General features: G+C 71.1%; 30 protein-coding genes. 17 read left to right on the top strand and 13 right to left on the bottom strand.

The genetic code is table 11. The features are described 5' to 3' along the window. Positions 1–1,076: 1,076 nt before the first annotated feature. Positions 1,077–2,015, top strand: a complete 939-nt coding sequence (locus tag ACFYUV_RS24345; RefSeq protein ID WP_357702269.1) for a TIM barrel protein — start codon at positions 1,077–1,079, stop codon at positions 2,013–2,015. A gap of 94 nt (positions 2,016–2,109) precedes the next feature. Here the strand turns inward: ACFYUV_RS24345 and ACFYUV_RS24340 are convergent, their stop codons facing one another. Further along, positions 2,110–2,580, bottom strand: coding sequence for a MarR family winged helix-turn-helix transcriptional regulator (locus ACFYUV_RS24340; protein ID WP_387671501.1), 471 nt, complete (start codon positions 2,578–2,580; stop codon positions 2,110–2,112). A 113-nt stretch (positions 2,581–2,693) separates the two neighbouring features. Here ACFYUV_RS24340 and ACFYUV_RS24335 point away from each other — a divergent pair, with 113 nt between their 5' ends. Together ACFYUV_RS24335 and ACFYUV_RS24330 are read left to right on the top strand one after the other, a co-directional pair. Further along, positions 2,694–3,017, top strand: coding sequence for a cupin domain-containing protein (locus ACFYUV_RS24335; RefSeq protein ID WP_387671499.1), 324 nt, complete (start codon positions 2,694–2,696; stop codon positions 3,015–3,017). Between the two features lie 61 nt (positions 3,018–3,078). Beyond that, a complete protein-coding gene (locus tag ACFYUV_RS24330; RefSeq protein WP_387671497.1) occupies positions 3,079–3,495 on the top strand; it encodes a cupin domain-containing protein in 417 nt (138 codons plus the stop codon). Positions 3,496–3,502: 7 nt separating this feature from the next. Here the strand turns inward: ACFYUV_RS24330 and ACFYUV_RS24325 are convergent, their stop codons facing one another. Further along, on the bottom strand, positions 3,503–4,378 hold the full coding sequence (locus tag ACFYUV_RS24325; protein ID WP_387671496.1) for an A/G-specific adenine glycosylase: 876 nt from the start codon (positions 4,376–4,378) through the stop codon (positions 3,503–3,505). 78 nt (positions 4,379–4,456) lie between these two features. Between ACFYUV_RS24325 and ACFYUV_RS24320 the strand changes: the two genes are divergently transcribed. After that, entirely contained in the window at positions 4,457–5,128 is a 672-nt protein-coding gene (locus ACFYUV_RS24320; RefSeq protein WP_387671494.1) for a hypothetical protein, read from the top strand. A 10-nt stretch (positions 5,129–5,138) separates the two neighbouring features. On the opposite strand, the gene disA is transcribed toward ACFYUV_RS24320, so the two are convergent. The 5 genes from disA to ACFYUV_RS24295 all read right to left on the bottom strand — a co-directional run bounded on the left by disA (position 5,139) and on the right by ACFYUV_RS24295 (position 9,144). After that, positions 5,139–6,215 (bottom strand): DNA integrity scanning diadenylate cyclase DisA, encoded by a 1,077-nt coding sequence (gene disA, locus ACFYUV_RS24315; RefSeq protein ID WP_352358608.1) that lies wholly within the window; start codon positions 6,213–6,215, stop codon positions 5,139–5,141. A 40-nt stretch (positions 6,216–6,255) separates the two neighbouring features. Beyond that, positions 6,256–7,662: a DNA repair protein RadA gene (gene radA, locus ACFYUV_RS24310; RefSeq protein ID WP_358291604.1), complete on the bottom strand. Its 1,407-nt coding sequence runs from the start codon at positions 7,660–7,662 to the stop codon at positions 6,256–6,258. A 37-nt stretch (positions 7,663–7,699) separates the two neighbouring features. Next, positions 7,700–8,008, bottom strand: coding sequence for a thioredoxin (gene trxA, locus ACFYUV_RS24305; protein ID WP_387671491.1), 309 nt, complete (start codon positions 8,006–8,008; stop codon positions 7,700–7,702). Further along, the gene (locus ACFYUV_RS24300; protein ID WP_352358614.1) at positions 8,005–8,379 is read right to left on the bottom strand and encodes a MerR family transcriptional regulator; all 375 of its coding nucleotides are present in this window, start codon (positions 8,377–8,379) and stop codon (positions 8,005–8,007) included. The genes trxA and ACFYUV_RS24300 overlap by 4 nt, the downstream gene beginning before the upstream one ends. Before the next feature lie 66 nt (positions 8,380–8,445). Continuing rightward, a complete protein-coding gene (locus ACFYUV_RS24295; protein ID WP_387671489.1) occupies positions 8,446–9,144 on the bottom strand; it encodes a class I SAM-dependent methyltransferase in 699 nt (232 codons plus the stop codon). A 115-nt stretch (positions 9,145–9,259) separates the two neighbouring features. Between ACFYUV_RS24295 and ACFYUV_RS24290 the strand changes: the two genes are divergently transcribed. The 7 genes from ACFYUV_RS24290 (at position 9,260) to ACFYUV_RS24260 (ending at position 15,998) form a co-directional block, all read left to right on the top strand. Continuing rightward, positions 9,260–10,069 (top strand): sugar phosphate isomerase/epimerase, encoded by an 810-nt coding sequence (locus ACFYUV_RS24290; protein WP_358291607.1) that lies wholly within the window; start codon positions 9,260–9,262, stop codon positions 10,067–10,069. After that, positions 10,066–10,854, top strand: a complete 789-nt coding sequence (locus ACFYUV_RS24285) for a class I SAM-dependent methyltransferase (protein ID WP_387671488.1) — start codon at positions 10,066–10,068, stop codon at positions 10,852–10,854. The genes ACFYUV_RS24290 and ACFYUV_RS24285 overlap by 4 nt, the downstream gene beginning before the upstream one ends. A 16-nt stretch (positions 10,855–10,870) precedes the next feature. Continuing rightward, a complete protein-coding gene (locus ACFYUV_RS24280) occupies positions 10,871–11,455 on the top strand; it encodes a TetR family transcriptional regulator (RefSeq protein ID WP_387671486.1) in 585 nt (194 codons plus the stop codon). A gap of 126 nt (positions 11,456–11,581) precedes the next feature. Continuing rightward, the gene (locus ACFYUV_RS24275; protein WP_387671484.1) at positions 11,582–13,681 is read left to right on the top strand and encodes a (Fe-S)-binding protein; all 2,100 of its coding nucleotides are present in this window, start codon (positions 11,582–11,584) and stop codon (positions 13,679–13,681) included. 147 nt (positions 13,682–13,828) lie between these two features. Continuing rightward, on the top strand, positions 13,829–14,623 hold the full coding sequence (locus ACFYUV_RS24270; protein ID WP_352327379.1) for a hypothetical protein: 795 nt from the start codon (positions 13,829–13,831) through the stop codon (positions 14,621–14,623). After that, positions 14,620–15,687: a glycosyltransferase gene (locus ACFYUV_RS24265; protein WP_357975264.1), complete on the top strand. Its 1,068-nt coding sequence runs from the start codon at positions 14,620–14,622 to the stop codon at positions 15,685–15,687. Before ACFYUV_RS24270 ends, ACFYUV_RS24265 begins: the two co-directional genes overlap by 4 nt. A 29-nt stretch (positions 15,688–15,716) precedes the next feature. Continuing rightward, complete coding sequence (locus ACFYUV_RS24260) at positions 15,717–15,998, top strand: metal-sensitive transcriptional regulator (protein ID WP_352327377.1); 282 nt, start codon at positions 15,717–15,719, stop codon at positions 15,996–15,998. A gap of 119 nt (positions 15,999–16,117) precedes the next feature. Here the strand turns inward: ACFYUV_RS24260 and ACFYUV_RS24255 are convergent, their stop codons facing one another. Further along, entirely contained in the window at positions 16,118–16,279 is a 162-nt protein-coding gene (locus ACFYUV_RS24255; RefSeq protein ID WP_020540796.1) for a hypothetical protein, read from the bottom strand. Between the two features lie 214 nt (positions 16,280–16,493). Next, complete coding sequence (locus tag ACFYUV_RS24250) at positions 16,494–17,822, bottom strand: hypothetical protein (protein WP_387672189.1); 1,329 nt, start codon at positions 17,820–17,822, stop codon at positions 16,494–16,496. A 74-nt stretch (positions 17,823–17,896) separates the two neighbouring features. On the opposite strand from ACFYUV_RS24250, the gene ACFYUV_RS24245 reads away from it, so the two are divergent. Continuing rightward, positions 17,897–18,775, top strand: coding sequence for a hypothetical protein (locus tag ACFYUV_RS24245; RefSeq protein WP_387671482.1), 879 nt, complete (start codon positions 17,897–17,899; stop codon positions 18,773–18,775). Here the strand turns inward: ACFYUV_RS24245 and ACFYUV_RS24240 are convergent. Then, positions 18,747–19,268 (bottom strand): gamma carbonic anhydrase family protein, encoded by a 522-nt coding sequence (locus ACFYUV_RS24240; protein WP_352358632.1) that lies wholly within the window; start codon positions 19,266–19,268, stop codon positions 18,747–18,749. The two genes, ACFYUV_RS24245 and ACFYUV_RS24240, sit on opposite strands and share 29 nt — an antisense overlap. A 147-nt stretch (positions 19,269–19,415) precedes the next feature. On the opposite strand from ACFYUV_RS24240, the gene ACFYUV_RS24235 reads away from it, so the two are divergent. Then, positions 19,416–20,459, top strand: a complete 1,044-nt coding sequence (locus ACFYUV_RS24235) for a hypothetical protein (protein WP_387671480.1) — start codon at positions 19,416–19,418, stop codon at positions 20,457–20,459. Positions 20,460–20,616: 157 nt separating this feature from the next. Here the strand turns inward: ACFYUV_RS24235 and ACFYUV_RS24230 are convergent, their stop codons facing one another. The 3 genes from ACFYUV_RS24230 to ACFYUV_RS24220 all read right to left on the bottom strand — a co-directional run bounded on the left by ACFYUV_RS24230 (position 20,617) and on the right by ACFYUV_RS24220 (position 22,385). Beyond that, on the bottom strand, positions 20,617–20,859 hold the full coding sequence (locus tag ACFYUV_RS24230) for a hypothetical protein (RefSeq protein WP_352322973.1): 243 nt from the start codon (positions 20,857–20,859) through the stop codon (positions 20,617–20,619). 137 nt (positions 20,860–20,996) lie between these two features. Next, entirely contained in the window at positions 20,997–21,749 is a 753-nt protein-coding gene (locus tag ACFYUV_RS24225) for a GntR family transcriptional regulator (protein WP_358291615.1), read from the bottom strand. Between the two features lie 153 nt (positions 21,750–21,902). Next, positions 21,903–22,385 (bottom strand): VanZ family protein, encoded by a 483-nt coding sequence (locus ACFYUV_RS24220; RefSeq protein ID WP_387671478.1) that lies wholly within the window; start codon positions 22,383–22,385, stop codon positions 21,903–21,905. Between the two features lie 259 nt (positions 22,386–22,644). Between ACFYUV_RS24220 and ACFYUV_RS24215 the strand changes: the two genes are divergently transcribed. The 4 genes from ACFYUV_RS24215 to ACFYUV_RS24200 are packed head-to-tail and all read left to right on the top strand — an operon-like array spanning position 22,645 to position 25,778. Next, entirely contained in the window at positions 22,645–24,054 is a 1,410-nt protein-coding gene (locus ACFYUV_RS24215; RefSeq protein WP_387671476.1) for an aldehyde dehydrogenase family protein, read from the top strand. Next, positions 24,047–24,844: a 2-keto-4-pentenoate hydratase gene (locus ACFYUV_RS24210; RefSeq protein ID WP_387671474.1), complete on the top strand. Its 798-nt coding sequence runs from the start codon at positions 24,047–24,049 to the stop codon at positions 24,842–24,844. Before ACFYUV_RS24215 ends, ACFYUV_RS24210 begins: the two co-directional genes overlap by 8 nt. Then, positions 24,841–25,266, top strand: coding sequence for a RidA family protein (locus ACFYUV_RS24205; protein WP_387671472.1), 426 nt, complete (start codon positions 24,841–24,843; stop codon positions 25,264–25,266). Before ACFYUV_RS24210 ends, ACFYUV_RS24205 begins: the two co-directional genes overlap by 4 nt. Next, a complete protein-coding gene (locus ACFYUV_RS24200; protein ID WP_352358647.1) occupies positions 25,263–25,778 on the top strand; it encodes a 3-hydroxyanthranilate 3,4-dioxygenase in 516 nt (171 codons plus the stop codon). Before ACFYUV_RS24205 ends, ACFYUV_RS24200 begins: the two co-directional genes overlap by 4 nt. The last annotated feature ends 1 nt before the right edge of the window (position 25,779 follow it).

Below are 25,779 nucleotides of genomic sequence, written 5' to 3'. Positions count from 1 at the left end.
CCCGATGCCCGACGCCCGACGCCCGATGCCCGACGCCTGACGCCCGGTGCCCGATGCCCGATGCCCGTGGTCCGGCCCCCGGCCTCCGATGCCCGACGTCCGGCCCCCGGCGTCCGGCCCCCGGCGTCCGGCCCCCGACGCCCGACGCCCGACGCCCGACGCCCGATGCCCGACGCCCGTGGTCCGGCCCCCGGCCCCCGACGCCCGGCGCCCGACGGCCGATCCCCGATCGCCGTCCACTGACCGCCGGCCCCGACCGCCAGCCCCCGGCTCCCGGCCCCCGGCGCCTGACGGCCGACCGCGGATCGTCGACCCCTGACCGCGGATCGCCGACGGCCGACTCCCTGGCCCCGACGGCCGATCGCCGTCCACTCACAGCCGACCGCCGGTGCCCGACCGCCGGTGCCCGACCGCCGGCTAGCGACCAGCGACCGCCGTCCGACGGCGCCCGGCCACTGCCCCCCGTCCACTGCCCCCGTCCACTGACCGCCGATCGCTGACGACCGGCCCCGGCCTCCGACCGGGCGCTGGTGTTGCAGCGCCGCACGTCTTCGGGGTGCCAGCATTCTGCGGCGCCCTTCTCTGGGCGCTGGTTCTCTGTGGCGCCGTTATTTGGCTCCGGTTACGGCGGGCCCGGTGGGTCCTGGCGCCGTACGCGGCTGAGGACCCTGCAGGGGCGGGAACTGAGGCCGTACGTGGCTGGTTCCGGTGCGCGGCGCGTGTCCCTGGTTCGGGGCACGTTTGGACGTCGATGAGGGGGCTGGGCCTCTCATTCGGCCCTCAGGGCGAGCTGCCTCTGTGGTGGCTTCGAGGGGGGGTGGGGTGGGTTGTTGCTTAATTGTTGGATGGGTGGGTACGCCGCCACCGGTAGTAGTACTACACTGCGTAGAGCATCGCCAAGTCTCATCCAAGTGATCCGCAAGAGCGTGTTCCTAGAGTCGGAGCTGCTCCCTGGGGAGTAGTAAGGAATCGACTCAGGGCGGACGCGTGCGCCACCCGGAAGCAGGCATGCTCACACAGGGTTCGCGCGTCTGAGGCGGGCGACGGGAACACTCAAGCAAGCCGTGGAGGAACCGATGCGCCTGCGTCACAACGACGGAACGCTCGTTCACCTCGCCTACAACGCAGGTATCCACCCTGCCGAGGACCTGGAGAACCTGATCGCGCACCTGACCCGCTACGCGGTGCCGGTGCGCAAGAGGCTGGGCGTGGAGCGGATGGGCATCGGGCTGTGGTTGTCGCCCGGCGTCGCCGACCACCTCACGGCCGACCGCATCGAGCTCGTACGGCTGCGCCGCTCCCTGGAGGAGCGCGGCCTGGAGGTCGTCAGCCTCAACGGCACCGGCGGACGCAACCAGGAGGTCCCCGGCCCCGACTGGGCCAAGCCCGAGCGCTACCGCTACACCATGGCGCTGGCCAAGATCCTGGCCTTCCTGCTGCCCGACGACGTACGGTTCGGCAGCATCTCGACGATCCCGATCGGCTGGCGCCGCGACTGGCCCGCCGACCTGCACGCCATCGCCACGCGCCGCCTGGAGCGGCTGGCCCGCGAGCTGCGCGGCATCTACAGCGTGACCGGGAAGACCATCAGGGTCGGCTTCGAGCCGTGGCCGGGGTGCGTCCTGGAGACGACCGAGCAGGCGCTGGAGCGGGTGGGCGGCATCGACTCCGAGCACCTGGGCGTGTGCCTGGACGCCTGTCACCTCGCCTGCGGGGCCGAGGAGCCCGGCGCGGCGCTGAAGGGCCTGGCGGAGGCCGGTGCGCCCGTCGTCAAGCTGGGGCACGTGCACAACCACACGGGCGAGACGCCGAGCACCGGCGCGGTGCTGCACGACACGCTGACCGCGATGTTGTCCGGCGCGGTCAGCGGGAGCGCGCACATCGAGGTCGAGACGCACAACCTGTTCGTGCCGGGGCGCGCGAAGGGGCCGGGCGCGCTGGTGTCGCTGCTGGCCGAGGAGCTGGCCTGGGCCCGTACGAACCTGACCAGCCTCGGCCTGCAACTGGCCGCCTGATCAAGAGGCCGGGGCCGGTCGAGCCTGCGCGCCGGTTCCGGCTCGGCTGATCCACTCAGAGGTCGGCGCGCCGGTTCCGGCTCGGCTGAGCTACTCAGAGGCCGGCGAACCAGCCTGGCGTGTCCAGCCGCCACATGTTCGCCGGCGTCATTCTGCGCAGGTCCGACTCCAGGGCCCGCAGGCGGTCCTCGCCCAGCTCCGCGGCCCATCGGGCGCGCAGCTCGTCGAAGATGCGGGCCGAGCGGTCGAGAGCGTCGACGCCGCGGGGCGTGAGGCGCACGATCTTGCGCCGGGTGTCGAAGTCGTCCCTGGTGCGCTCGACGTAGCCGGCGCGTTCGAGGGTCTCGATCGTCTTGCCCGCGGCCTGCTTCGACACGCCCAGGGTACGGCCCAGGTCGACGGCGGTCGTGCCGCGCGTGCCGATCGCCTGCATGACGAACCCGTGGTTCGGACGGAGTTCCGGATGGCCCTGGCGGGCCAGCTCGGCGTGCAGCTCGTCGATGAGCGTGCGGAAGGCCAGCAGAAGTCGTAGAGGCAGTTCGAAGCCTGGGGTGTCGCTTGACAAGATAGACAACCTGGTTAACTATATAGACAACGTAGTTGCCTATCTTAAGGGGTCAGAGCGTGTCTGTCATTCGTGCCGCGGATTCCCGGCGTTCCGAGACGCCGAGCGGGGTCATGACCACTTTCGCCTCGCCGACGCAGGGCGGTGCCTCGTGCGCGCTCTGGCGGGTCGACGCGAAGCCTGGCGTGGCGGGGCCCCAGCACGGCATCGACACCGAGCAGGTGTGGAGCTGGCTCGCCGGCGGTGCCACCGTCGAGCTGGGCGACGAACGGTTCGCGGTGGGCGCGGGCGACACCGTCGTCATGCCCGCTCATGTCCTGCGCAGGGTGGTGGCCGACGAGCACGCCGGCTTCACGGCCGTCGTCACCGCCGCCGGCGGCGCCAGGGCCCTCATGCCCGACGGCACCGACGTCGGCACGCCGCCGTGGATCGCGTGATCGTCATCAGGAACGGGCGCGGCGCGGGGCTGTGCCCAGCCGAGAAGAAGGAGCTTGTGTGATGCCTGTCGTCATGTCCGCCGACGCCCGTGAAGTCCGTACGCCCAACGCCCTGATGACCACGCTCGCCTCGCCCACCCAGGGCGGGGCCGGGCAGGTCATGTGGCGGGTGGACGCCAACCCCGGCATGGAGGGCCCGGTGCACGCCGCCGACCGCGAGCTGGTGTGGACCTGGCTGGCCGGCGGCGCGGTCGTCGAGCTGGGCGGCGAGCGGTTCGAGGTCGGGGCGGGCGACACCATGGTCCTCCCGGCCGACGTGAGCCGGCAGATGTTCGCCGACCCCGAGCACGGGTTCGTCTCGATCGTGGTCGCGCCGCCGGGCGTGGAGGTCTACAACCCCGGCGGCGAGTCCGCGCCGGACGCCTGCGACCTGGCCCCGAAGGGCACGGACCGCACCGTGCCCCCGTGGATGGCCTAGCGGGCGCTCAGGAGTGCGGCAGCCGGTACGTGCCGTCGTCGAGCACCTCGGCCAGGCCGTCGGCGACCAGGCCGTCGAGGGCGCGTTCGCGCTGGGTCGGATCGTCCCACACCACGTCGAGGGCCGCCTTCGGCACCGGGCCGTGGGCCGCGCGGAGCACCGCGAGCAGGCGGCCGCGACACTGGCGGTCGGTTCCGGCGTACGTCTGGCCCTTGCGGGCGGGACCGGTGTGGGGTGGTTTGCCGGCCAGCCGCCACGCGCACAGGTCGGCGATCGGGCAGTCGGCGCAGCGCGGCGCGCGGGCCGTGCAGACCAGCGCGCCCAGCTCCATCACGGCCACGCCCCAGCGGGCCGCGCCCAGCTCTGGCAGCAGCGCCTCGGCCAGCCGCCGCTCGGCCGCCGAGGTGGCCGTGGGCGGGTACTCCTCGGCCCGTACGGCCCTCGCGAACACCCGGCGCACGTTGGTGTCCAGGACGGCGTGCCGGCCGCCGTACGCGAAGCTGGCGACCGCGGCGGCGGTGTACTCCCCGATGCCCGGCAGGGCCAGCAGCGTCGCGTGGTCGGCGGGCACCTCGCCGCCGTGCTCGTCGGCGATGGCGCGGGCGCAGGCGTGCAGGCGCAGCGCCCGGCGTGGATAACCGAGCCGGCCCCAATGCCGTACGGCCTCGCCCGGCGGCTCGGCGGCCAGCGACTTGGGCGTGGGCCAGCGGGCCATCCACTCCAGCCACACCGGCAGGACGCGGACCACCGGGGTCTGCTGCAGCATGATCTCGCTGACCAGCACTCCCCACGGGGTCGCGTCGTCGGCGCGCCAGGGGAGGTCTCGGGCGTTGTCCTCGTACCACTCCAGAACGGGGGCGTGCAGGAGGTTCGGCTCAACCACGCGGTCAAGCGTATTCGTAGACGGGCTCGTTCGGCGTGTCGTCACTGTTGGTAGCCGATCAATTACCATGCTGTGCCTATGGATCCGGATTCGATGGGTGGCGACGGCGGTGACGTCTACTGGCGGCGTCGCATGAGCGTGCTGGTGGCCGTGCTCGTCGTGGTGGCCGTGGTGGCGTGGGCGTGCTCCAGCGGGGGCTCCGGGCCGGAACGCTCGTCCAGCGCGCAGAGCTCACCGAGCGCGACGCCCGCCACCGATCCGCTGCTCGCGGGCCTGCGCACGCTCGCCATGGGGACGGCCAGCCCGTCGCCCACCCCCGCGCCCAAGGAGAGCCCGGCCGTCAAGCCGAGGCGGCCGGGGGAGCCGTGCCCGCAGGACAGCCTGGTGCTGAGCCTTCAGGGCGGCAAGGAGCCGATCTACACCGGCGCGGCGCGTCCGACCTTCATCGTCACGCTGGTCAACACCGGGCCGGTGATGTGCACGGCCGACGTCGGGCCGCGGGCCATGGAGATCCGCATCACCTCGGGCGCCGACCGCATCTGGTCCACCGCCGACTGCGTCAGCGGGGTGGGCACCGAGGTCAGGGAGCTGCAGCGCGGGATCCCGTACGTGCGCACCCTGGAGTGGGACCGGCGCCGGTCGAGCACCGACTGCCGCTCGTCCCCGGCCTCCGCCCTGCCCGGCACTTACGTGGCCACCGCCCGCATGGGCGCGCTGCGCAGCGGCAAGGGCGTCTTCCACCTGCGGTGAGCGGCCGGCCTCAGACGTAACGTTCGAGGATCGACGACTCCGCCAGGCGGGACAGGCCCTCGCGGACGCTGCGGGCGCGCGACTCCCCGACGCCGCCCACCTCCTGCAGGTCGTCGATGCTGGCGGCCAGCAGCTTCTGCAGACCGCCGAAGTGGTTGACCAGGCGGTCGACCACCGTGGCGGGCAGCCGGGGCACCTTGGCCAGCAGCCGGAAGCCGCGCGGGCTCACCGGGCTGTCGAGCCGCTCGGCGCCGCCGTGGCCCAGCACGTGCGCCACGGCCGACAGGTCGAGCAGCTCGGCGCCCGACAGGTGGTCGAGGTCGTGCAGGGCCTCGACCAGGCGCTTCTGGCGGCGGCTCGCGGGGGCCGGCAGGTAGTCGCGCACGACCAGCTCGCGCTCGGAGTCGACGCCCGCCACCAGCTCGTCGAGCTGCAGCGACAGCAGCCGGCCGTCGGTGCCGAGCTCGACCACATAGCCCTTGATCTCGTCGGAGATGCGCCGGACCATCTCCAGGCGCTGGGCCACCGCCGACACGTCGCGCACGGTGACGAGGTCTTCGATCTCCAGCGCCGACAGGGTGCCGGAGACCTCGTCGAGCCGGTGCTTGTAGCGCTCAAGGGTGGCCAGGGCCTGGTTGGCCTTGGACAGGATGGCCGCGGACTCCTCCAGCACGTAGCGGATGCCGTCGAGGTAGAGGGCGATGATCCGCATGGACTTGCTGATCGCGATGATGGGCAGGCCCGTCTGTCTGGCCACGCGCTGGGCGGTGCGGTGGCGGGTGCCCGACTCGTCGGTGGGGATCGCGGGATCGGGGACGAGGTGCACGGCCGCGCGCACGATCTTCTGGTCGTTGCTCACCACGATCGCGCCGTCCATCTTGGCCAGCTCGCGCAGGCGGGTGGCCGAGAACTCGACGTCGAGCTCGAAGCCGCCGCTGCAGACCTCTTCGACGGTTCTGTTGTGGCCGAGCACGATCAGGCCGCCGGTCTGCCCGCGCAGGATGCGCTCCAGGCCGTCGCGCAGCGGAGTGCCCGGCGCCACGGCGGCCAAAGCGTCGCGACGGCGGTCGTCAAGACTCCTGTCCACCTGACCCCCGTGTCGATTGGTCACGCCCAGCTTAGCCGTGCTATGTGACGTGCGTGAGTGCGTCCCAGACGTTCTCGGCCTGGACGACCTCGAACCCGGGGGCGAACGCCACGGGCCCGACGGGCACCAGAGCCCGCTGCCCGTTGCGCTTCCCGGCGCCCGTCTCCAGGGATCCGGCGGGCACGAGCGCCCGCTTGAAACCCAGCCTGGACGCCTCCGTCAGCCGCCGGCGCACGTCTTTGACCGGGCGCAACTCGCCCGCCAGGCCCACCTCGCCGAGGGCCACCAGACCGGGCGGCAGCGGCTTGTCGCCCGCGGCGCTCGCGACGGCGAGCATGACCGCCAGGTCGACGGCCGGATCGGCCAGCTTGATGCCGCCCACGGTGGCGGTGAACACGTCGCAGCCGCCGAGCCGGGCGTTGAGCCGGCGCTCCAGCACGGCGAGGATCATCTGGACGCGGTAGGTGTCGAGCCCCGAGGACGTGCGCCGCGGCTGCTGGGCCTCGGTGCGGGCCACGAGCGCCTGCACCTCGGCGGGCAGCGGGCGGGTGCCCTCGACGGTGACGGTGACGCAGGTGCCGGCGACCGGCTCGCTGCGCCGCGAGACGAACAGCCCGCTCGGGTCGGTGATGCCCTCGATGCCGCGCTCGTGCAGGTCGAAGCAGCCGACCTCGTCGGTGGGGCCGAACCTGTTCTTGATCGCGCGGACCATGCGCAGCCTGGAGTGGCGGTCGCCCTCGAAGTTGAGCACGACGTCGACCAGGTGTTCGAGGGTGCGGGGGCCGGCGATCGAGCCCTCTTTGGTGACGTGACCCACGAGGACCGTGGCGAGGTTGCGCTCCTTGGCCATGCGCACCAGGTTGGCGGCCACCTCGCGCACCTGGGTCACGCCGCCCGGCACGCCGGTGGTCTGGGCCGAGCCGACCGTCTGGACCGAGTCGACCACCAGCAGGCTGGGCTCGACCTTGTCGACGTGGGTGATCAGCGCCGACAGCTCGGTCTCGGCGGCGAGGTAGAGGTTGTCCTGGATGGCGCCGATGCGGTCGGCCCGCAGGCGCACCTGGGCCGCCGACTCCTCGCCCGTCACGTAGAGGACGGTGGTGCGCTCGGCGATGCGGGCCGCGGCCTCCAGCAGCAGCGTGGACTTGCCGATGCCGGGCTCGCCGGCCAGCAGCACCACCGCGCCGGGCACCAGGCCGCCGCCGAGCACCCGGTCGAGCTCGCTCACCCCGGTGGTGCGGGCCGCGGCCACCTCGGCCTTGACCTGGCCGATGGGCAGCGCGGGCCCGGTGGTCGCGCCGCCCTGGACGACGTTGACCCCGGCGCGCGCGCCCTCTTCGTCGACAGTGCCCCACGCCTGGCACTCGCCGCACCTGCCGACCCACTTGCTGGTGCGCCAGCCGCACTCGGCACAGCGGTAACCGGGCTTCTGCGCTGTCTTGGCCATGTCGAGCAGGCTAGCGGCCCCTGCCGACAATCCTCGACTACCGCGTGAGGCCCAGTTCCTGCACCAGCAGGCGCTTGGGCCGGGCGCCGACGATCTGCCGGACGGGCTCGCCGTTCTCGAACAGCAGCAGCGTGGGCAGGCCCATCACGCCGTAGCGGGACATGATCTCGGGGTTCTCGTCGGTGTTGAGCTTGCCGATGGCCAGGCCGTGCTCGGCCTCGATCTCGTCCAGGACGGGGGCCACCATGCGGCACGGCGGGCACCACTCGGCCCAGAAGTCGACCAGCACCGGCTTGTCGCTCTTGAGAACCTGCTCCTCGAAGTTGTCCGTGGTCAACTTGATCATTTGTCTCCCCTTACGAAACAGCCGGGACACGACTGGGCGAGCTGGGCGGCGACCTCGGCGCGGCGGGCGAGCAGCACCCGGATCTCCTCGTCGATCTGCATGATCTTGCGCTGGTAGACCTCGACGGACTCCCGGCACGAACCGCCCGAGCTGTGGCCCGAGCGCAGGCAGTCGACGAAGGGACGGGTGTCCTCCAGCGTGAATCCGACCGAGAGCAGCGACCGGATCTCGGCCACCAGCTTGACGTCCTCCTCGGCGTACTCGCGGTAGCCGTTGGGGCCGCGTCTGGCCGAGAGCAGGCCGTGCTGCTCGTAGTAGCGGAGTGAACGGGTGCTCACCCCGGTGCGTTCCGCCAGCTCCCCGATGCGCATGCCACCACGGTAAACGTTGACGCCGACGTCAATGTCAAGCCCGCCGAACGCAGTGAGGCCATGAGCTCAGAAGTAGCGCCAGCGCAGCACGTTCGGGTAGAAGATCTCCAGGCCGGGGGTCTCCGCGACGGCCTGCTCGGCCACCTCGGGGGCGAACTCGATGCGCAGCACGGCCTCCAGGTCGGCCCGGCGCTCGAAGGTCATCGTGAGGTCGAGCGGCCGCCGCTGCCACCCCTGACGGACCCAGAACGCCTCCACCTCGCGCGCCGAGTACGTCGGCACCGTGCGGGAGAACCAGCGGCCGAACGAGCCGCGGGTGGCGTCGAGGTCGATGACGAACGCCGCGCCGCCGCGGCGTACGACGCGGGACAGCTCGCGCAGGCCGGGCTCGCAGCCGGGGCCGAAGAAGTAGGCCCAGCGGGCCATGGCCACGTCGACGCCGGCGTCGGGCAGCGGGAGGTCCTGGGCGGCGGCGGCGTGCACCGAGACGTTGGGCAGGTTCGCGCAGCGGCGGCGGGCCAGGGCGGCCAGGTCGCCGTGCGGCTCGACGCCGATCACGGCGGCCGCGTCGGCGGCCAGGACGGGCAGGTGGAAGCCGGTGCCGCAGCCGATGTCGAGCACGGTGGCGCCGGCCCAGGGGCGCAGCTCGCGCATCGCGGCGTCGGCCGCGCCTTCGGGGTCCACGGCGCGGTTCTCCAGCTCGTAGACCTGGGGAGCGTTCCAGATGTTCGGGCTGGGGATCGCGCCTCTGGCTATCCGTGGCATGGGCCCAACCGTAGCGGGGTTCGAGGGAGTGTCTTTGAGGTGGGATGGGGGGTTGGGTAGGGCTATCTGGTGGGGCTCACGCGCCAGAGGCGCTTCTCCGGCTTAGGCTGGCAACGTGGCTGATGTCATCCGCGTGCCCAATGCGAAGATCGCATTGTCCACCGCCTCGGTATATCCAGAACGCACTCCCGACGCGTTCGAACTGGCCGCGCGCCTGGGCTACGACGGTGTCGAGATCATGGTCGGCGCCGATCCGGTGAGCCAGGACATCGACGTGATCGAGCGGCTGTCCGAGCACTACCAGGTGCCCGTCCTGGCGATCCACGCGCCCTGCCTGCTCGTGACGCAGCGGGTGTGGGGCAGAGACCCCTGGGCCAAGCTGGTCAGGGCGCAGAAGGCGGCTGAGCGCCTCGGCGCCTCGACCGTCGTGGTGCACCCGCCGTTCCGCTGGCAGCGCGACTACGCCCGCGACTTCGAGAACGGCCTGGCCCGCATGCGTGACGAGACCGATGTCACGTTCGCGGTCGAGAACATGTTCCCGCTGCGCGCCAGGGGCAACGACGTGGTGCCGTACTCGCCCGACTGGAACCCGATCGACTACGACTTCCCGCAGGTCACCCTCGACCTCTCGCACACCGCGGTGTCCGGCTCCGACGCCATGGAGATGGCCACCAAGCTCGGCGACCGGCTCGCCCACCTCCACCTGGCCGACGGCATGGGCGTGACCAACAAGGACGAGCACCTGGTCCCCGGCAGGGGCAACCAGCCGTGCGCCCAGATGCTGGAACGCCTGGCGAACTCGGGCTACGGCGGCCTGGTGGTGCTGGAGATCAACACCCGCAAGGCGGCCAGCCGCACCGAGCGCGTCGACGACCTGGCCGAGGCGCTGGCCTTCGCCCGCCTGCACCTGGCGGCGTCCCGATGAACGTGGGGCCGACCAGGAACGTGGGGCCGACCAGAGACCTCGCGCGGGTCTTCGACAGCGTGGCCGACGCCTACGACGCGGGCCGCCCGTCCTATCCCGACGAGATGTACCGCGCGCTCACCGAGGTGACCGGGATCGAGCTCGACGGCGCCACCGCGATCGACGTGGGCGCGGGCACCGGCATCCTGACGCACGCGCTGCGGGCCCGCGGCTCCCAGGTGATCGCGGTGGATCCGGGGGCGGAGATGCTGGCCCGGCTGGTCACGCGGATCGACGGCGAGCCGCCGGCGGTCGCCGCGGTGATCGCCGACGGCAACGCGCTGCCGCTGGCCGACGGGGTGGCCGATCTGGTGACGTACGCCCAGTCGTGGCACTGGCTCGACCCCGTCGTCTCGATCGCCGAGGCCAGGCGGGTGCTGCGGCCCGGCGGCGCGATCGTGGGCTGCTGGAACCTGCACCACGCGGCGCAGGCCGAGTGGCTGGCCGCCTACGAGGCGCGGCTGGCCGAGGCGGTGCCCACGTACTGGGGGCCGGCGGTCGAGGAGTGGTCGGTGCCGCCGATCGCCGCGGCCTTCGAGGTGGTCCAGGAGCGCTGGATCCCGTGGACGAGGCTGGTCGGCATCGAGGACTTCCTGCTCGACCTGCGCTCCCACTCGTACATGGCGGCGCTGTCGCCGGACGCGGCCGACGAGCTGGTCGGGCGGCAGCGCGGGGAGCTCAGGAAGGCCTTCCCCGAGGGCGTGCTGTCGGTGCCGATGCGGGTGTACCTGGCGGTGGGCCGGTGACCGGCGGGACGCGGCCATGAGCAACGTACGACGCCGTCCCGGCCGCAGGCCCGGGTCGGCCGACACGCGCGGCGAGATCCTGACGGCGGCGCGGCGGGTGTTCGCCGAGAAGGGCTTCGACAAGGCCACGGTGCGCGGGATCGCGCGGGAGGCCAAGGTCGACCCGGCTCTGGTCCACCACTACTTCGAGACCAAGGAGGGCATGTTCGCGGCGGCCATGCAGCTGCCGATCACCCCCGACGAGGTCGTCCCGCTGTTGCTGGACGGCCCGCGCGAGGAGATCGGCGAGCGGCTGGTGCGGATGATCCTGCGGGTGACCGCCGAGCCGGAGACCCGCGAGCCGATGATCGCCCTGATGCGCTCGGCGCTCACGAACGAGCAGGCGGCGGCGATGTTCCGCGAGTTCATCACGAACGCGCTGCTCTTCCAGGTGGCCGACCGCCTTGGTGTTCCGCACCTACGCATCGAGGCAGCTTTTGGCCAGATGTACGGCGTGATCATGGGCCGTCACGTGATCAAATTGGAGCCGATGGCCAGCGCCGATCCGGAGGAGCTCGTCGAGCTGATCGCCCCGACCATACAGAGGTACTTCACGGCGTAGAGCATTGTTCTGTATAGGGCACTGACCATAGGGTATGGATGTCATCCCGGGAAGTTACTGGCCGGTAAGCTTCCTGGAAACACGTGTCCGTATGCTGGCAGCCATCGTCGTCTGTGGGAGGACCCCGTGCTCTGGGTAGCGATCATCGGGCTGGTCATGACCGTCCTGGCGGTGGCCGTCGCCGGCCGCAGGGTGTTGTTCCTGTTCAGGCTGGCGACCTCCGGGCCGCCCGCGCCCGAACGCGTCGAGTACGCCAAGGAGCACGCCGCCGACGAGCTCAAGGCCCAGCTCGTCGAGGTCTTCGGTCAGAAGAAGCTGCTGAAGTGGACGCCGTCCGGCACGGCCCACTTCTTCGTCATGTGGGCGTTCTTCATCCTGCTGACCGTCTACATCGAGGCGTACGGCGCGATCATCCAGGGCGCGATCACCGGTGAGCCCGACTTCCACATCCCGCTCATCGGCACCTGGGGCGTGCTCGGCTTCCTCCAGGACTTCATCGCCGTCGCGTGTCTGCTCGGCCTGGTCGCCTTCGCGATCATCCGGGTCAAGAACTCGCCCAAGACGCTGGGCCGCAAGTCGCGTTTCTCCGGCTCGCACCTCGGCGGCGCGTGGCTCGTCCTGTTCATGATCTTCAACATCATCTGGACGCTGTTCCTGGCCCGCGGCGCCTCGGCGGCCAACGGCAACTTCCCCTACTCCTCCGGCGCGTTCGTCTCGCTGGCGCTCGGCGACGCGCTGCCGGCCAGCCCGCTGCTGGAGGAGATCGCGCTGCTCCTGCACATCGGCTTCATGCTGGTGTTCCTGGTCATCGTGGTGAACTCCAAGCACCTGCACATCTTCACCGCGCCGCTCAACGTGCTGTTCTCCCGGCGTCCCAACGGGCTCGGCGCCGCGTCCGAGCTGCGCGTCGACGGCAAGCTCGTCGACTTCGAGGACGAGGAGCTCGACGCCGAGCGCCTGGGCCGCGGCAAGATCGGCGACACCACCTGGAAGGGCTTCCTCGACTTCTACTCCTGCACCGAGTGCGGCCGCTGCCAGTCGCAGTGTCCGGCCTGGAACACCGACAAGCCGCTCTCGCCGAAGATGCTCATCCTCGACCAGCGCGACCACGCCTTCAAGGTGGCCCCGTACCTGATGGCCGCCAGCACCGAGCACGCCGACACCGACGTGCTGGCGCTGCTGGAGAAGCCGCTCGTCGGCGAGGACGGCGTCATCCACCCCGACGTGCTGTGGTCGTGCACCAACTGCGGCGCCTGCGTCGAGCAGTGCCCGGTGGACATCGAGCACATCGACCACATCCTCGACATGCGCCGCTACCAGGTCATGGTGGAGTCGTCGTTCCCGTCCGAGGCGGGGGTGATGGTGAAGAACCTGGAGAACAAGGGCAACCCGTGGGGCATGTCCGAGATGAAGCGGGCCGACTGGATCGAGGAGCTCGACTTCGAGGTCGAGCTGGTCGAGGAGAAGATGCCCGAGGACGCCGAGTACCTGTTCTGGGTGGGCTGCGCGGGCGCCCTGGAGGACCGCGCCAAGAAGACCACCAAGGCGGTCGCCGAGCTGCTGCACATCGCGGGCGTGAAGTTCGCGGTGCTCGGCCCGATGGAGGCGTGCACCGGTGACCCGGCCCGCCGCCTGGGCATGGAGTACCTGTTCAACATGCTCGCCCAGCAGAACATCGAGACGCTGAACGAGGCCGGCGTCAAGAAGATCGTCGCGACCTGCCCCCACTGCTTCAACACCCTGGCCAACGAATACCCGCAGCTCGGCGGCACCTACGAGGTCGTGCACCACACGCAGCTGCTGTCGAAGCTGGTGGACGAGGGCCTGCTCACCCCGGTCACGCCGATCGAGGAGAAGATCACCTACCACGACCCGTGCTTCCTCGGCCGCCACAACAAGGTCTACTCCCAGCCCCGCGACATCATGTCGAAGGTGCCCGGCGTGCAGACCCAGGAGATGCACCGCCACAAGGACCGCGGCTTCTGCTGCGGCGCGGGCGGCGCGCGCATGTGGATGGAGGAGCGCATCGGCAAGCGCATCAACACCGAGCGGGTCGACGAGGCGCTCACCACGAATCCCGACACCGTCTCGACCGCGTGCCCGTTCTGCATGGTGATGCTCGGCGACGCGATCAACGAGAAGAAGAACAACGGCGAGGCCAAGGAAACGCTGGAAGTCGTGGATGTCGCGCAGCTGTTGATCAAATCGGTCAAGGGCGCTTCCTGACCACGGAAAGTCGGACTCCTCTACAGGCTCTGTAGAGGAGTTCCGCACGTCACGGGCCTCCTCGCTGGAAATCTCCCATCCACATAACGGGAAAATCACGGTAACCTCAACGTCGCATGGCCTTATTCGACGGGGAGGGGGCTAGTGATGCGCGTCGTGGTCACGGACGCCGAAGTCACCCTGGCCGACGTGCTCTCCCTGCGACTCGCCATCGATGAGCCCCTGCGTGACGGCACCGAGCTCGTGCTGCGCCATCGCGCCACGGGGGTCGAGCGCGACGTGCGCCTGGGCCGCACGGGAAGCCGGACGCGGGAGGCCACGCTGGCCGTCTCGCTGGCGCCGCTGGAGCTGACCGCCGGCCGCTGGGACGCCTACCTGCGGCACGAGGGCAGCCGCAGCAGGCTGCGCAGCGTCGACCCGGGGTTCTCGCTCGACCACCTCGACGCGTACGCGCTGTGCCGGCGGACGCTGGCCTACCGGTCGTACCGGACGCGGAACGGGTTTCTGGCCCTGAAGATAGCCGACGCCGCGCCGGTGGCCGAGGTGCGGGCGATCTGGTTCAGGGAGGGCCGGTTCGAGGTGACGGGGCTGCTGGCGTACACCGGGCTGGAGGACGACGACGCGCGCCGCGAGGCCACGCTCACCCTCGACCGCAGGCCGACCAGGGAACGGGTGTCGGCCAACGCCACCGTCCAGGGGGTGCGCTTCCACGCGGCGGTGTCGCTGGTGAACGTGGTCGAGGCCGACCCCGACACGGCCGGCACCTGGGAGCCCGCGCTGGAGGTCGAGGGCGTGCCCACGCCGCTGCGGCTGGGCGCCTGGCTCGACGACGTCGACGGCAAACGAAGACGGCTGCACTATCCGTCGGCCGAGATCGACGGCGTGCCCGTCCGGCCCTGTTACACCGCCGACGACGAGCTGCGCATCGAGGTGGGCGGATGAAGGTCAGCCTGGTGCTCGCGTCGGCGTACGGCATGCGCGGCGACGTGCGCGCGACGCTCAACCTCGCCACCGCCCTGTCCGAGCGGCACGAGGTCGAGGTCATCAGCGTCCGGCGGCAGAAGGAGAAGCCGTTCTTCCCCATCGGCTCCAAGGTGGCCATGCGCAGCCTGGTCGACGCCCGTCCGGGGGTGCGCCACCTGCTGCCGCGCGGCCAGATGCGCACCGAGATGGCGCTCTGGCGGCTGCTGCGCGGGCTCAGGTCCGACGTGCTGATCACCACCAGGCCGGGCATCGGCGTCCAGGTGGCGCGGCATGCTCCACGTGAAACCCTCAAGATCGCCAGGGAGTGGGGGCGGCCCGCCGTCCCCGGGCCGGTGCAGCGGCTCTACCCGCGCCTCGACGCGGTCGTGACGGCCACGGAGTCGGCCCAGGAGGAGTGGGGCAGGCTGCTCGGCGACGGGTCCGCCGTCCACTCCGTGCCGGACGCGCTGCCGGGCGGCCCGTGGCCGCGTTCGCGGATGGACAACCGGATCGTGGCTGCCGGGGGCCGGTGGGTGTCGGTCAAGGCGTACGACCGGCTGATCAGGGCGTTCGCGATCGTGGCGGACAAGCGTCCCGACTGGCGGCTGCGGCTCTACGGCGGCGGCCCCGAGGAGCGGCGGCTGCGGTCGCTGGTGAACGAGCTCAACCTGCACAACCACGTCTACTTCATGGGCGTCACGCCCGACCTGGCGGGGGAGTTCGCCAAGGCATCGATCGTGGCCAACCCCTCCCGCAGCGAAGACCTGGGCATGACCGTGCTGGAGGCCATGGGGTGCGGGGTGCCGGTGGTGGCCTTCGAGGGCGCCAGGGGCCCCAGGGAGTTCGTGGCGACCGGCTACAACGGCGTGCTGGTGCCCGAGAGCGAGAGCGAGGCGCAGCACTTCGCGGGCGCGCTGCTCGCGCTCATCGACGACGAACGCCGCCGGCGCTCGCTCGCGGCGGGCGCCCTCGACACCGCCGTCCGCCATTCGGCCGAGGAAGTCGCCGAACAGTGGGAGAAGCTGCTGTCAGATCTCCGCTAGCTCATACGGGTTACGGGTACCGTAGAAGCATGCATGGGTACAGCGGAGACAAGCAGGCATATCTGACGCGCCTCCGGCGAATCGAGGGCCAGATCAGGGGCCTGCAGCGCATGGTCGACGACGATGCCTACTGCATCGACGTGCTCACCCAGGTCTCCGCGGCCACGCGGGCCCTCCAGGCCGTGGCGCTCGGGCTGCTGGAGGAGCACATCTCCCACTGCGTCGCCGACGCGATCAACACGGGCGGCCCGGAGGCCGAGGCGAAGGTGAAGGAGGCGTCGGCCGCCATCGCCCGCCTGGTCAAGTCGTAGGGGGTCGTCTCCTCCATACGTAGGAGAGGCACACCCTCGATTGACTAGTTACCTGTAAGAGCCGGGAACCACTGTCCCGGACCCCACAGGAGCCCGGGACAGGTAATTTTCGATGGTCTTCAGCGACTCGCCGAAGTCCGCAATCCGAGCGCGTCGTCGAGTTCGTCCAAGGTCAGCCGCCGTTCGCTGACAGCCACGGCAGTGAGCACCTCGGCGTAGAGCGCAATCTCGTCCAACGCGACACGGTCGTGGACCCGAGAGTCCAGGTCGTCGTGCCCCACCGCGTCGTCCTTCCTTCCGCAGCCCACACCCTCTACGAGGTTACGGCGGGGGACCTTCTCGCGACATGGCCCATCGGAGTCATTCCTTTCGGCGTCACGGGGGCCCCACAGGGATCATTTCCCGAAGTCGAGATCACAATTCAGCGAATTGCCCGGTGACTGAAGTGATAGCGGGATATAGGCGGAGTAAGGGTGAAATAACGGTAATAGTGCGTTAGGGGTGACCGATGTGATGGTCGTCCCGTTCGTGGATCAGCTCACGGACCAGCGCGCTCTGGCCGGCCAGGCCGTGCTGCGGCACCTTGGCCCCCGTCAGCCGGCCCCACGCCAGGCACGTGGCGTACGCGGCGCCCAGCACGGCCGCCTTGCTCTCCCGGTCGGGCGGCGTCACCACCGCCGCCTGCGGCACGGGCGCACCGCCCGGACGCACGGCGAAGCCCTCCGGCTCGGTGCGCTCGGCCGCCGACGTGCCCGTCAGCCCGGCACGCTCCAACTCCACGTACGCCCGCCGCAACCGGTGGTTCAGCCGCTCGGGCAACATCCTCCTGGAGTCCGACAGATCGGCCAGGTACGCCGCCGCCGCCCCTGACGCGTCCTGCACGAAGCCCAGCGCCTCGACCAGGTCGTACACCGAGTGGGCGAAGTACGCGTCGGGATCGGTCTCCGGCAGCAGGGCCAGCGCCAGCCGCGGCGGGCAGCGGTCGAGCCAGGCCCGGCGCACGGCGTCGTCGCCCCGCGCGGCCGTGGCGTCGTCGCGGCCGGGCCGGCGCAGCACCGGCTCCACCATCGTGAGCAGCGCCAGCGCCCGCGGCCTGAACCGGATGTCGGACAGCAGCACCTGGGCGGTGTCGGCGATCAGCGCGGCCAGCCGGAGCGCGGCCCGCGGACGGCCGGCGCGGGTGCGCTCGGACACCAGCGTGACCAGGTCGAGCAGCGGCGGCGCGGGCAGCCAGCGCACCCATTCGTCGCCGGGCAGCGAGCGGCGCAGGTACTCGCCGAACAGGGTGATCAGGCGCTCGTTGCCGTCGAAGGCGGGGGCGTACGCGCACCACATGATCGTCCCCCAGACGGCGGCGACCGTGCTCGGCACGTCGGCGGCGAAGATCTCCCCGAAGGCGGTCAGCGGGTAGTCCAGCTCCGACTTGCGCCCAGCGCCGCGGACCATCTCCGCGATCTGCCCGGTCACCACCGGCAGCACGTCGGGGCCGATGAACGCCTGGGTCGAGCCGGGCTCGGCGGCGAAGTCGGGCCCGGTGGGCACCACCTGGTCCGGCAGCGCGGCCGTGGCGTGCCCCACCTTGCGCGCCCGTTCGCCCCTGGGCGGCGGCGCGGGGTGCCAGCGGCCGTCGCCGGGGTCGTGCAGGTGCCAGCGCGCGTACGCGCCGTAGAGCCAGCGGTCGCCGTCCTGGGTCACCAGGACCCTGGCCGCCAGGACGTGCGCGCGGTCGGGCACGGACAGGCCCTGCCAGCGCGGGTCCGCGACCATCGCGCGGACCTCCGCCTCTGCCGAGGTGAACGCATCCCAGGGGCGCACGGCCGTCATCGTACTGGGCCGCCCGACGTCACCCGTCGGCATTTCACGGCAGAATGTCCGCTATGAGGGCAAAGGTGGCAGGGGTGTTGGCAGTGGCGGGTGTGGTGAGCGGCTGCGGGACCGCCGCGGCGCCGCCCACTCCCACCGGTCCCGGCGTGCTCACCGTCCAGAACGCCCAGGCGCCCGCGCCCGGCGGCGAGGTCGGATCGGCCTCCAGCGAGTTCGCCGACGCCGCGGAGCTGGCCGTGTGGAGCAAGCTGAGCGACACCGAGAAGGACGTCGACAGGATTGCCAAGCTCGACGTGAACAAGACCGCCAAGGGCGCCCTCTACCTGGAGCCGAAGACCTCCACCTGGTACGACGCCTTCCGCGGCCCCTTCGTCTACCAGGAGCTGGCCGGGGACATCGTCATGCACGCCCGGGTCAAGGTCACCGGCAAGAAGGGCGGCAGGCCGGCGCGCAAGTTCTCGCTCGGCGGGCTCATGGCCCGCCAGCCCGGCACGTACGACAAGCCCGTGTGGATGTCCGTCACCACCGGCACCGCCGACGCGGCCGGGCAGGTCGAGGCCAAGTTCACCCAGGACGGCAGCTCCAAGCCGCTGGAGGTGGCGGTCAAGGACGGCTGGGTGGACCTCGTCCTGGCCAGGCTGGGCCGGGTCGCCGTCGCGCTCTACAAGGAGGACGGCGGCGCCTGGAAGGTCGCCAGACGCTGGCCCTCGAACCTCCCCGAGGTGCTGCAATGGGGTGTCACCGCCTACACCGACTGGGACAGCTACGGCGCGCTGAAGAAGGACGCCGCCAAGGCCAACGCCAAGCAGATCAAGGGCGCCCCCGATCTCAAGCTGACCGTCGACTTCGTCCGCTTCCTCCGCCCCGAGCTGCCGGACTACGCCGACCCGCTCAACACCGCCTCGGTGTCGGACCAGGTCCTGATCAAACTGCTGACGCCTGCCGGTGCCTGACCGCCTTGGCCATGTAGTTGTCCGGCGTGCGGGCGAAGGAGGCCCGGTCGTCGTCGGTGAGCTCGCGCACGATCCTGCCGGGCACGCCGGCGACCAGCACCCCGGACGGGATCTTCTTGCCCGGCCCGACCAGCGCTCCCGCGGCGACCAGCGTGCCCGCGCCCACCCGGGCGCCGCCGAGCACGATCGCGCCGATGCCGACCAGCGCGCCGGTCTCGACGTGCGCGCCGTGGACCATGGCCTTGTGGCCCAGGCTGACCCGGTCCTCCAGGATCGCGGGCTGGCCGGCGTCGGCGTGCAGGCAGCACAGATCCTGTACGTTGCACTCCTCGCCGATCTCGATCCGCTCGTCGTCCCCTCGGAGAACGGAGCCGTACCAGATGCTGGACATCCGGCCCACCCGCACACTCCCGACCACGACGGCGCCGGGCGCGATGTACGCCTCCGGGTGGATGTCCGGCACTGCCCCGTCGTCCAACGCTGCTATGTACATTCGTCCAATCGTAATTCCCGCCCCAGGTGTGGCGTTCCGGTTGCGGACGTGGGCAGATGGCAGGAAAGTCGTTTCCTGACGTCTCGTCGTCAGACCCTCACAACCCGCAGTTTTCCCCCGCCTCACGCAAACCCTTAGGTAACCCCCATGACAAACCAGCACGAGAGCATTCCCGATCTGATGCAAGAGGACACCTTCGAAGTCGTGATGCGCGGCTACAACCGCCGGCAGGTGCACGACTACATGATCCGTACCCGGAACCAGGTCCGGGATCTGGAAGAGCGGCTGGCACGGGCGATCGACCAGGCGGAGCAGGGCCGGGTCGAGCTGGCGGAGGCCAGGCGGCGGATGGTCGAGGCGCCCCAGAGCTACGAGGACCTCAGCCCGAGGCTCGCGCAGATCCTCAAGCTGGGCGAGGAGGAGGCCGCGGCCAAGCGCGCCGACGCGGAGGCCGAGGCGACCGCCGTGCGGGAGAGCGCCAGGGCCGAGGCCGAGCGGCTGGTGACGACGTCGCGCGAGACGTCCGACAAGATGCTGACCTCGGCGCAGGCGGAGGCCGAGCGGCGGGTGGCCGAGGCCACGCAGGCGGCCGAGCGCATGCTGGCCCAGGCGGGCGCGGACGCCGAGGAGCAGCTCGGGTCGGCCCGCAGTGAGGCCGAGGGCCTGCTGCGCGACGCGCACGCCGAGGCCGAGCGGGTGCTCGGCGGAGCGCAGGCCGAGGCGGAGCGCATGATGGCGGCCGCCCACGCGCAGGCCGAGCAGCTGGTGGCGGGGGCGCACGCGGAGGCCGAGTCGATGCTGGCGGCGGCGCGTCAGCGCACGGCCTCGCTCGACGAGCACGCCGGGCGCCGGGTGGAGTACCTGACCAACACCCACACCGAGGTCGTGCGGCGGCTGACCGAGATCGGCTCGGTGCTCGGCGACCTCATGCGCACCGAGGCGGCGGCCGGGCAGCTCGTGCCGGAGTCGGCGCTGCCGCCCGCGCCGGTCGCCGCCCAGCAGCCGGTGGCCGTCCCGGCGCCCGCGCCGGAGCCCGCCATCGAGGCCGCGCCGGCCCCGCAACCGGCCCCGCAGCAGTCCGTGCAGGACGACGTGCGGGTCATCGTCGAGGAGGACGAGGAGAAGCCGAGGGAGAGCGTCTCCGACGACACCGACGTGCACATCCTGCGGCTGGGCGAGTACCACACCTAGAGGATGAAGGGGCGGGGAGCGGAAGCCCCCGCCCCCGATAGGGTCGGAGACTTCCGCGTTCGTGGCCCCGTTGGGGGCCCGGTGCCGGGGCCGCCGAGACGCTGGACCCGGCACCGGGCTGCTCGCGTGCGAGCCGCGGAACGCTCCACGGCCCGCGTCAGGGAGGAGCGGGGCCGGCCCACCAGCGGGGCTGCCGGCCGGTCCGTTCCTCCTGGTCCCGGAGCTGGTCGCGCAGGCCGTCCGGGTCGTCCGCGTCGATGGTCATCGCACATCCGGCCGCACGCTGCGCCGCGTCGAGCGGATGGTGCCGCGTGGCCCACCAGCGGCCCGCGTCGCTCCGCCAGATGGTCCACCTGGGGTACTCCCGGGCGATCTCGGCAAGATGCCGGTCAACGGACATCCGCGCACCCTCCCGGGCCCCAGGCGAAGGTTCCATCTCCTGTACGGTTCCATCTCCTTAGAAGATGAGGGACCTCTCTAGAGAAATCAATGATCGTGATGGACAGGTCAACCTATCGCTTGACAGATCGGGTTGAACTAGGCGTCGAAGTCGTACTGGAGTACGTATGCCGCCGAGTCCAGGACCATCTCGTTGAGCTCGACGGGTCTGCCGCCCGCCGTGTACGCGGTGCGGGCGATGACGATGACGGGGGTTCCGCCGGGCAGGTCGAGCAGCCCGGTCTCGCGGGGGCCGGGCATGCGGGCCCGCACCTCCTCGGTGAAGTGGGCCGGGGGCAGGCCCAGGTCGCCGAGTCTGGCGTAGACGCCGCCCGGCCCGGTGTCGGGCAGGGTGATGGCGCTGCCCTGGACCAGGCGGGCGGGGAAGGAGGAGGTCGCCAGCTGCACGGGCCGGCCGTCCACGGAGTAGCGGCGCCGACGCACCCATACCTCGCCGCTCTCCAGGACGCCCGCCACCTCCTCCGACGCGCGCTCCAGCACCACCTCCACCTGGTCCACGGTGAAGGGACGGCCCCGGGTGTCGGCGTCCCAGATGGCACGCCCCTGACCCCACTGCTCTCGTGACAGGCGGCGCGAGCCGTGTCTGCGGATCGGTTTGAACAGGCGCACGTAGACCCCCGAACCTCGTTTGGGCACCGCCAGCCCTTCGTTGATCAGTACGGCAAGCGCCTGCCTGGCGGTGGCGCGTGCGATTGCGTAGTCGGCCATGAGCGCGTTCTCGCCCGGTAGGCGGTCCCCGTCGCGCAGTTCGCCGGACAGGATCCGGGCGCGGAGGCCGTCGGCGATGCGGCGATAAATAGGGGGCTCGTGGGGTACCGGGGATTCAGACACGTTTCGATCACCCTCTGTCACCAACCAGGTTGTGGCGTCTCCAGAGAACTTGCCCCGTCTTGTCCACGATCGCACAGATACAGAGGTTGGTCCCGAGCTTCTTTTGAGCTGATCGTGCCTGTGTGATGAATGCGAGGACGTTTATGCAGACCGTTATCGTGGAACGGTCCCGGCCGCTATTCGCGGGGCCCACCAGCGGCGAGTAACCGCCGCGGCGAGCAGCGCGCCCGCGGTGTTCATGATCACGTCGTCCACGGAGGAGAACCGGCCCAGTCGCAGGGCGTACTGGAGGAACTCGACCGTGACCGAAAAGGCCGCCGCGACGGCCGCAACCCGGCCGTAGGAGGCCATCGCGGCGGTCCGTACGGGCAGCAGGGCGCCCAGTGCGGCGAACACCAGCAGATTGCCCCCGACCTGCACCGTCACCGTCTCCCACGAGGCTCCGGCGAGATCGGCGAGGTCCATGAACGGGACGAGGCCGACCCCGGACCGGCCGGCGGACGGCGTGAGGATCATCCAGATCCACGGCGCGGTCCCCACGACGACGCCGACGTCGGCGAGCGAGGTGCGCAGCGGCGCCGGATGCCCAGCGCGGGCCCGGCGGCGGGCGAGCAGGATGATCACCAGGAAGGCCACTGGAAGCGCAAAAACCCCAGCGATAATGATATTTCCCCACAATTCCCATGTGCGCGCCATTTGGTCATCATCCCGGGCCGCCGAGGGGTACCGGAAGATGTCCGTATGGACAGGTCCGCCAGGGGGCCGGCCGAGGGGTGGCTCAGTGTCACCGGCGCCACCGAGCCCTGACGGGCCCGCGCGGTTCCCGCCCCCGCCGGACTGTTGTCTCACCGTCGCCCGACGATCTATACCGGGAGTGAGGCTAGAGGAGGCTGCTGTGCTGACCCATTTCATCGGCGGGCTGCCGGTGGCGGCGGGCAATGCGTTCCCGGTCCACGACCCGGTGACGGGCGGGGTGATCAGGCAGGTGCACGAGGCCGATCCGGAGGTGGTCGACCGGGCGGTGCGCGCGGCCAGGGAGGCGGCGCGCGACTGGGCGGGGCTGCCGGTGGCCGAGCGGGCCGGATGGCTGCGCCGCCTCGCCGAGGGCATCGAGGTCCGCTTCGACGACCTGGTCACGGCCGAGATCGCCGACACCGGCAAGCCGCTCGGCCAGACCCGCACGCTGGACGTGCCGCGCGGCATCGCGAACTTCCGCGCGTTCGCCGAGATCGCCTCCCAGCGCCCCGACGACGCCTTCCACCTCGCCGGCGTGCTCAGCTACACCGTGCGCAGGCCGCTCGGCGTGGTCGCCGTGATCGTGCCGTGGAACCTGCCGTTCCTGCTCATGACGTGGAAGCTGGCCCCCGCCCTCGTCGCCGGCAACACCGTGGTCGTCAAGCCGTCGGAGCACACGCCCGGCTCGGCCGCGGTCTTCGCCGAGATCTGCGCCGAGGCCGGCCTGCCCCCGGGCGTGGTCAACATCATCTTCGGGCACGGCCCGGCGGGCCAGCTCCTCGTCGAGCACCCGGGCGTGGACGGCGTGACGTTCACCGGCTCGACCGCGACCGGGACGCAGATCATGAAGACCGCCGCCGACCGGGTCAAGCCGATCTCGTTCGAGCTGGGCGGCAAGAACGCCGGCCTGGTCTTCGAGGACTGCGACCTGGGCCGGGCCGTCGAGGGCACGGTGAAGTCGGTCTTCACCAACGGCGGCCAGGTGTGCCTGTGCACCGAGCGGCTCTACGTCGAGCGGCCGATCTTCGAGGACTTCTGCGGCCTGCTGGCCTCGCGCGCCCAGGAGGTCGAGCCGCAGCCGATGATCTCGGCGGGGCATCGGGAGAAGGTGTTGTCCTACTACGCCCTGGCCCGCTCGGAGGGGGCCAAGGTGCTCACGGGGGGCGGCGTCCCGACGTTCGGCGACCACCGCGATTCCGGATATTTCGTGGAACCAACGGTAATGACAGGGTTGTCGGAGTGGTCCCGCTTCAATCGAGAGGAGATCTTCGGTCCCGTGTGCCACGTGGCTCCTTTCGACAGCGAGGCCGAGGCGATCGACCTGGCCAACAGCAGCGAGTACGGCCTGGCCGCCACCCTCTGGACCACCAACCTCGACCGCGCCCATCGCGTGGCCCAGCGCCTGGAGGCGGGGCTGGTCTGGGTCAACACCTGGTACCTGCGCGACCTGCGCACCCCGTTCGGCGGCGTGAAGCTGTCGGGCATCGGCAGGGAGGGCGGCACGCAGTCGCTCGACTTCTACTCCGAGCCCACCACGATCACCATCAAACTGGAGCAACCCGATGCATGACGAATGGTCCCTGGCCGTCGACACCCGGGGTCAGGCCGCCGAGCGGCTCGTCGAGGCCGCGCGTACCGGCAAGCCCTGCGCGCCGCTCAGGGATCTCATCACCACGGTCACCGACGCCTACGCGGTGCAGGACATCAACACCCGGCGGGCGCTGGCGGAGGGCCGGCGGCCGGTCGGCCGGAAGATCGGCGCCACCAACCCGCTGCTGCAGCGGAAGTTCGGCATCGACCAGCCTGACCACGGCATGCTCTTCGCCGACATGGCCGAGCTCGACGGCCGGCCCATCAAGGTGCAGCGGTTCCTGCAGCCGCGCGCCGAGGCCGAGGTCGCGCTCGTGTTCGGCAAGGACCTGACCGAGGGGCCGTTCACGCTGGTGGACGTGATCAGGGCGGTGGAGTTCGCGCTGCCCGCCATCGAGATCGCCGACTCGCGCATCGCCGACTGGGACATCACGATCACCGACACGGTCGCCGACAACGCCTCCTCCGGCGCGTACGTCCTGGGCGCCACGCCGAAGCGGCTGACCGACCTCGACCTCGGCGCGGCCGCGATGACGATGACCCGCGACGGCGAGGAGGTCTCGGCCGGGTCCGGAGCCGCGTGCATGGGCAACCCGCTGAACGCCGCACTCTGGCTGGCCGGCGCGCTGGCCGCCACCGGCCACCCGCTGCGCGCCGGGGACGTCGTCCTGACCGGCGCGCTCGGCCCGGTCGTGCCGGTCGAGGCGGGGAACGTGTTCGAGGCCAGGATCGAGGGGCTCGGATCGGTGCGGGCGGTGTTCGGCACGTGAGCCGCGAGGCCATCCGCGTCCCCGGCAAGGCCGTGCCCCGGGGACGGTTCCCGCACGTCAAGCGCGCGGGCGACTTCCTGTACGTCTCCGGCACCAGCTCCCGCAGGCCCGACGGCACCTTCGCGGGCGCCCGCGCCGACCGGTTCGGCGTCACCGACCTGGACATCCGCGCCCAGACGCGGGCGGTCATCGAGAACATCGGCGACCTGCTCACGGCCGCCGGAAGCTCACTCGCGGATCTCGTACAGATCACCACGTACCTGGTAAACATGAACGACTTCAAGGGCTACAACGAGGTGTACGCCGAATTCTTCGACGAGGAGGGTCCGACCAGGACCACGGTGGCGGTGCACCAGCTCCCGCACCCGCACCTGCTCATCGAGATGCAGGTCGTCGCCCACCATCCACAGGAGCGACCATGATTCCCCCCATTGACTTCACCAAGTGGATCGACGAGCACGCCCACCTGCTCAAGCCGCCGGTCGGCAACAAGGTGGTCTTCGAGGGGGCCGGCGACTTCATCGTGATGGTGGTCGGCGGGCCCAACTCCAGGACCGACTTCCACGTCGATCCGTACGAGGAGCTGTTCTACCAGGTGCGCGGCAACATGCACGTCAACGTGGTGACCGAGAACGGCCCCGAGACCGTGCACGTCCGGGAGGGGCAGATGTGGCTGCTGCCGGCGCGCATGCCGCACTCGCCGCAGCGCCCGGAGGCCGGGTCCGTCGGGCTGGTGGTGGAGCGCGTCCGGCCCGAGGGCGAGCTGGAGAAGTTCCAGTGGTACTGCGCGGAATGCGGCGCCAAGGTCCACGAGGTCGAGCTCCAGGTGCGCGACATCGTCAAGGACCTGCCGCCGGTCTTCGAGGCGTTCTACGGCGACGAGAAGGCCCGCACGTGTGACCGGTGCGGCGCGCTGCACCCCGGCAAGGGCTAGC

The organism is Nonomuraea sp. NPDC003560 (assembly GCF_042878785.1).
In the GTDB taxonomy this organism is placed as follows: domain Bacteria; phylum Actinomycetota; class Actinomycetes; order Streptosporangiales; family Streptosporangiaceae; genus Nonomuraea.
This window is presented reverse-complemented; position numbering and strand designations above follow the sequence as displayed.

Coding starts and splice junctions, on each gene's coding strand:
- ACFYUV_RS24345 (WP_357702269.1), top strand. CDS start 1,077: ATGCGCCTGCGTCACAACGACGGAACGCTCGTTCACCTCGCCTACAAC.
- ACFYUV_RS24335 (WP_387671499.1), top strand. CDS start 2,694: ATGACCACTTTCGCCTCGCCGACGCAGGGCGGTGCCTCGTGCGCGCTC.
- ACFYUV_RS24330 (WP_387671497.1), top strand. CDS start 3,079: ATGCCTGTCGTCATGTCCGCCGACGCCCGTGAAGTCCGTACGCCCAAC.
- ACFYUV_RS24320 (WP_387671494.1), top strand. CDS start 4,457: ATGGATCCGGATTCGATGGGTGGCGACGGCGGTGACGTCTACTGGCGG.
- radA (WP_358291604.1), bottom strand. CDS start 7,662: ATGGCCAAGACAGCGCAGAAGCCCGGTTACCGCTGTGCCGAGTGCGGC.
- trxA (WP_387671491.1), bottom strand. CDS start 8,008: ATGATCAAGTTGACCACGGACAACTTCGAGGAGCAGGTTCTCAAGAGC.
- ACFYUV_RS24300 (WP_352358614.1), bottom strand. CDS start 8,379: ATGCGCATCGGGGAGCTGGCGGAACGCACCGGGGTGAGCACCCGTTCA.
- ACFYUV_RS24295 (WP_387671489.1), bottom strand. CDS start 9,144: ATGCCACGGATAGCCAGAGGCGCGATCCCCAGCCCGAACATCTGGAAC.
- ACFYUV_RS24285 (WP_387671488.1), top strand. CDS start 10,066: ATGAACGTGGGGCCGACCAGGAACGTGGGGCCGACCAGAGACCTCGCG.
- ACFYUV_RS24280 (WP_387671486.1), top strand. CDS start 10,871: ATGAGCAACGTACGACGCCGTCCCGGCCGCAGGCCCGGGTCGGCCGAC.
- ACFYUV_RS24270 (WP_352327379.1), top strand. CDS start 13,829: ATGCGCGTCGTGGTCACGGACGCCGAAGTCACCCTGGCCGACGTGCTC.
- ACFYUV_RS24265 (WP_357975264.1), top strand. CDS start 14,620: ATGAAGGTCAGCCTGGTGCTCGCGTCGGCGTACGGCATGCGCGGCGAC.
- ACFYUV_RS24260 (WP_352327377.1), top strand. CDS start 15,717: ATGCATGGGTACAGCGGAGACAAGCAGGCATATCTGACGCGCCTCCGG.
- ACFYUV_RS24250 (WP_387672189.1), bottom strand. CDS start 17,822: ATGACGGCCGTGCGCCCCTGGGATGCGTTCACCTCGGCAGAGGCGGAG.
- ACFYUV_RS24240 (WP_352358632.1), bottom strand. CDS start 19,268: ATGTACATAGCAGCGTTGGACGACGGGGCAGTGCCGGACATCCACCCG.
- ACFYUV_RS24235 (WP_387671480.1), top strand. CDS start 19,416: ATGACAAACCAGCACGAGAGCATTCCCGATCTGATGCAAGAGGACACC.
- ACFYUV_RS24230 (WP_352322973.1), bottom strand. CDS start 20,859: ATGTCCGTTGACCGGCATCTTGCCGAGATCGCCCGGGAGTACCCCAGG.
- ACFYUV_RS24210 (WP_387671474.1), top strand. CDS start 24,047: ATGCATGACGAATGGTCCCTGGCCGTCGACACCCGGGGTCAGGCCGCC.
- ACFYUV_RS24200 (WP_352358647.1), top strand. CDS start 25,263: ATGATTCCCCCCATTGACTTCACCAAGTGGATCGACGAGCACGCCCAC.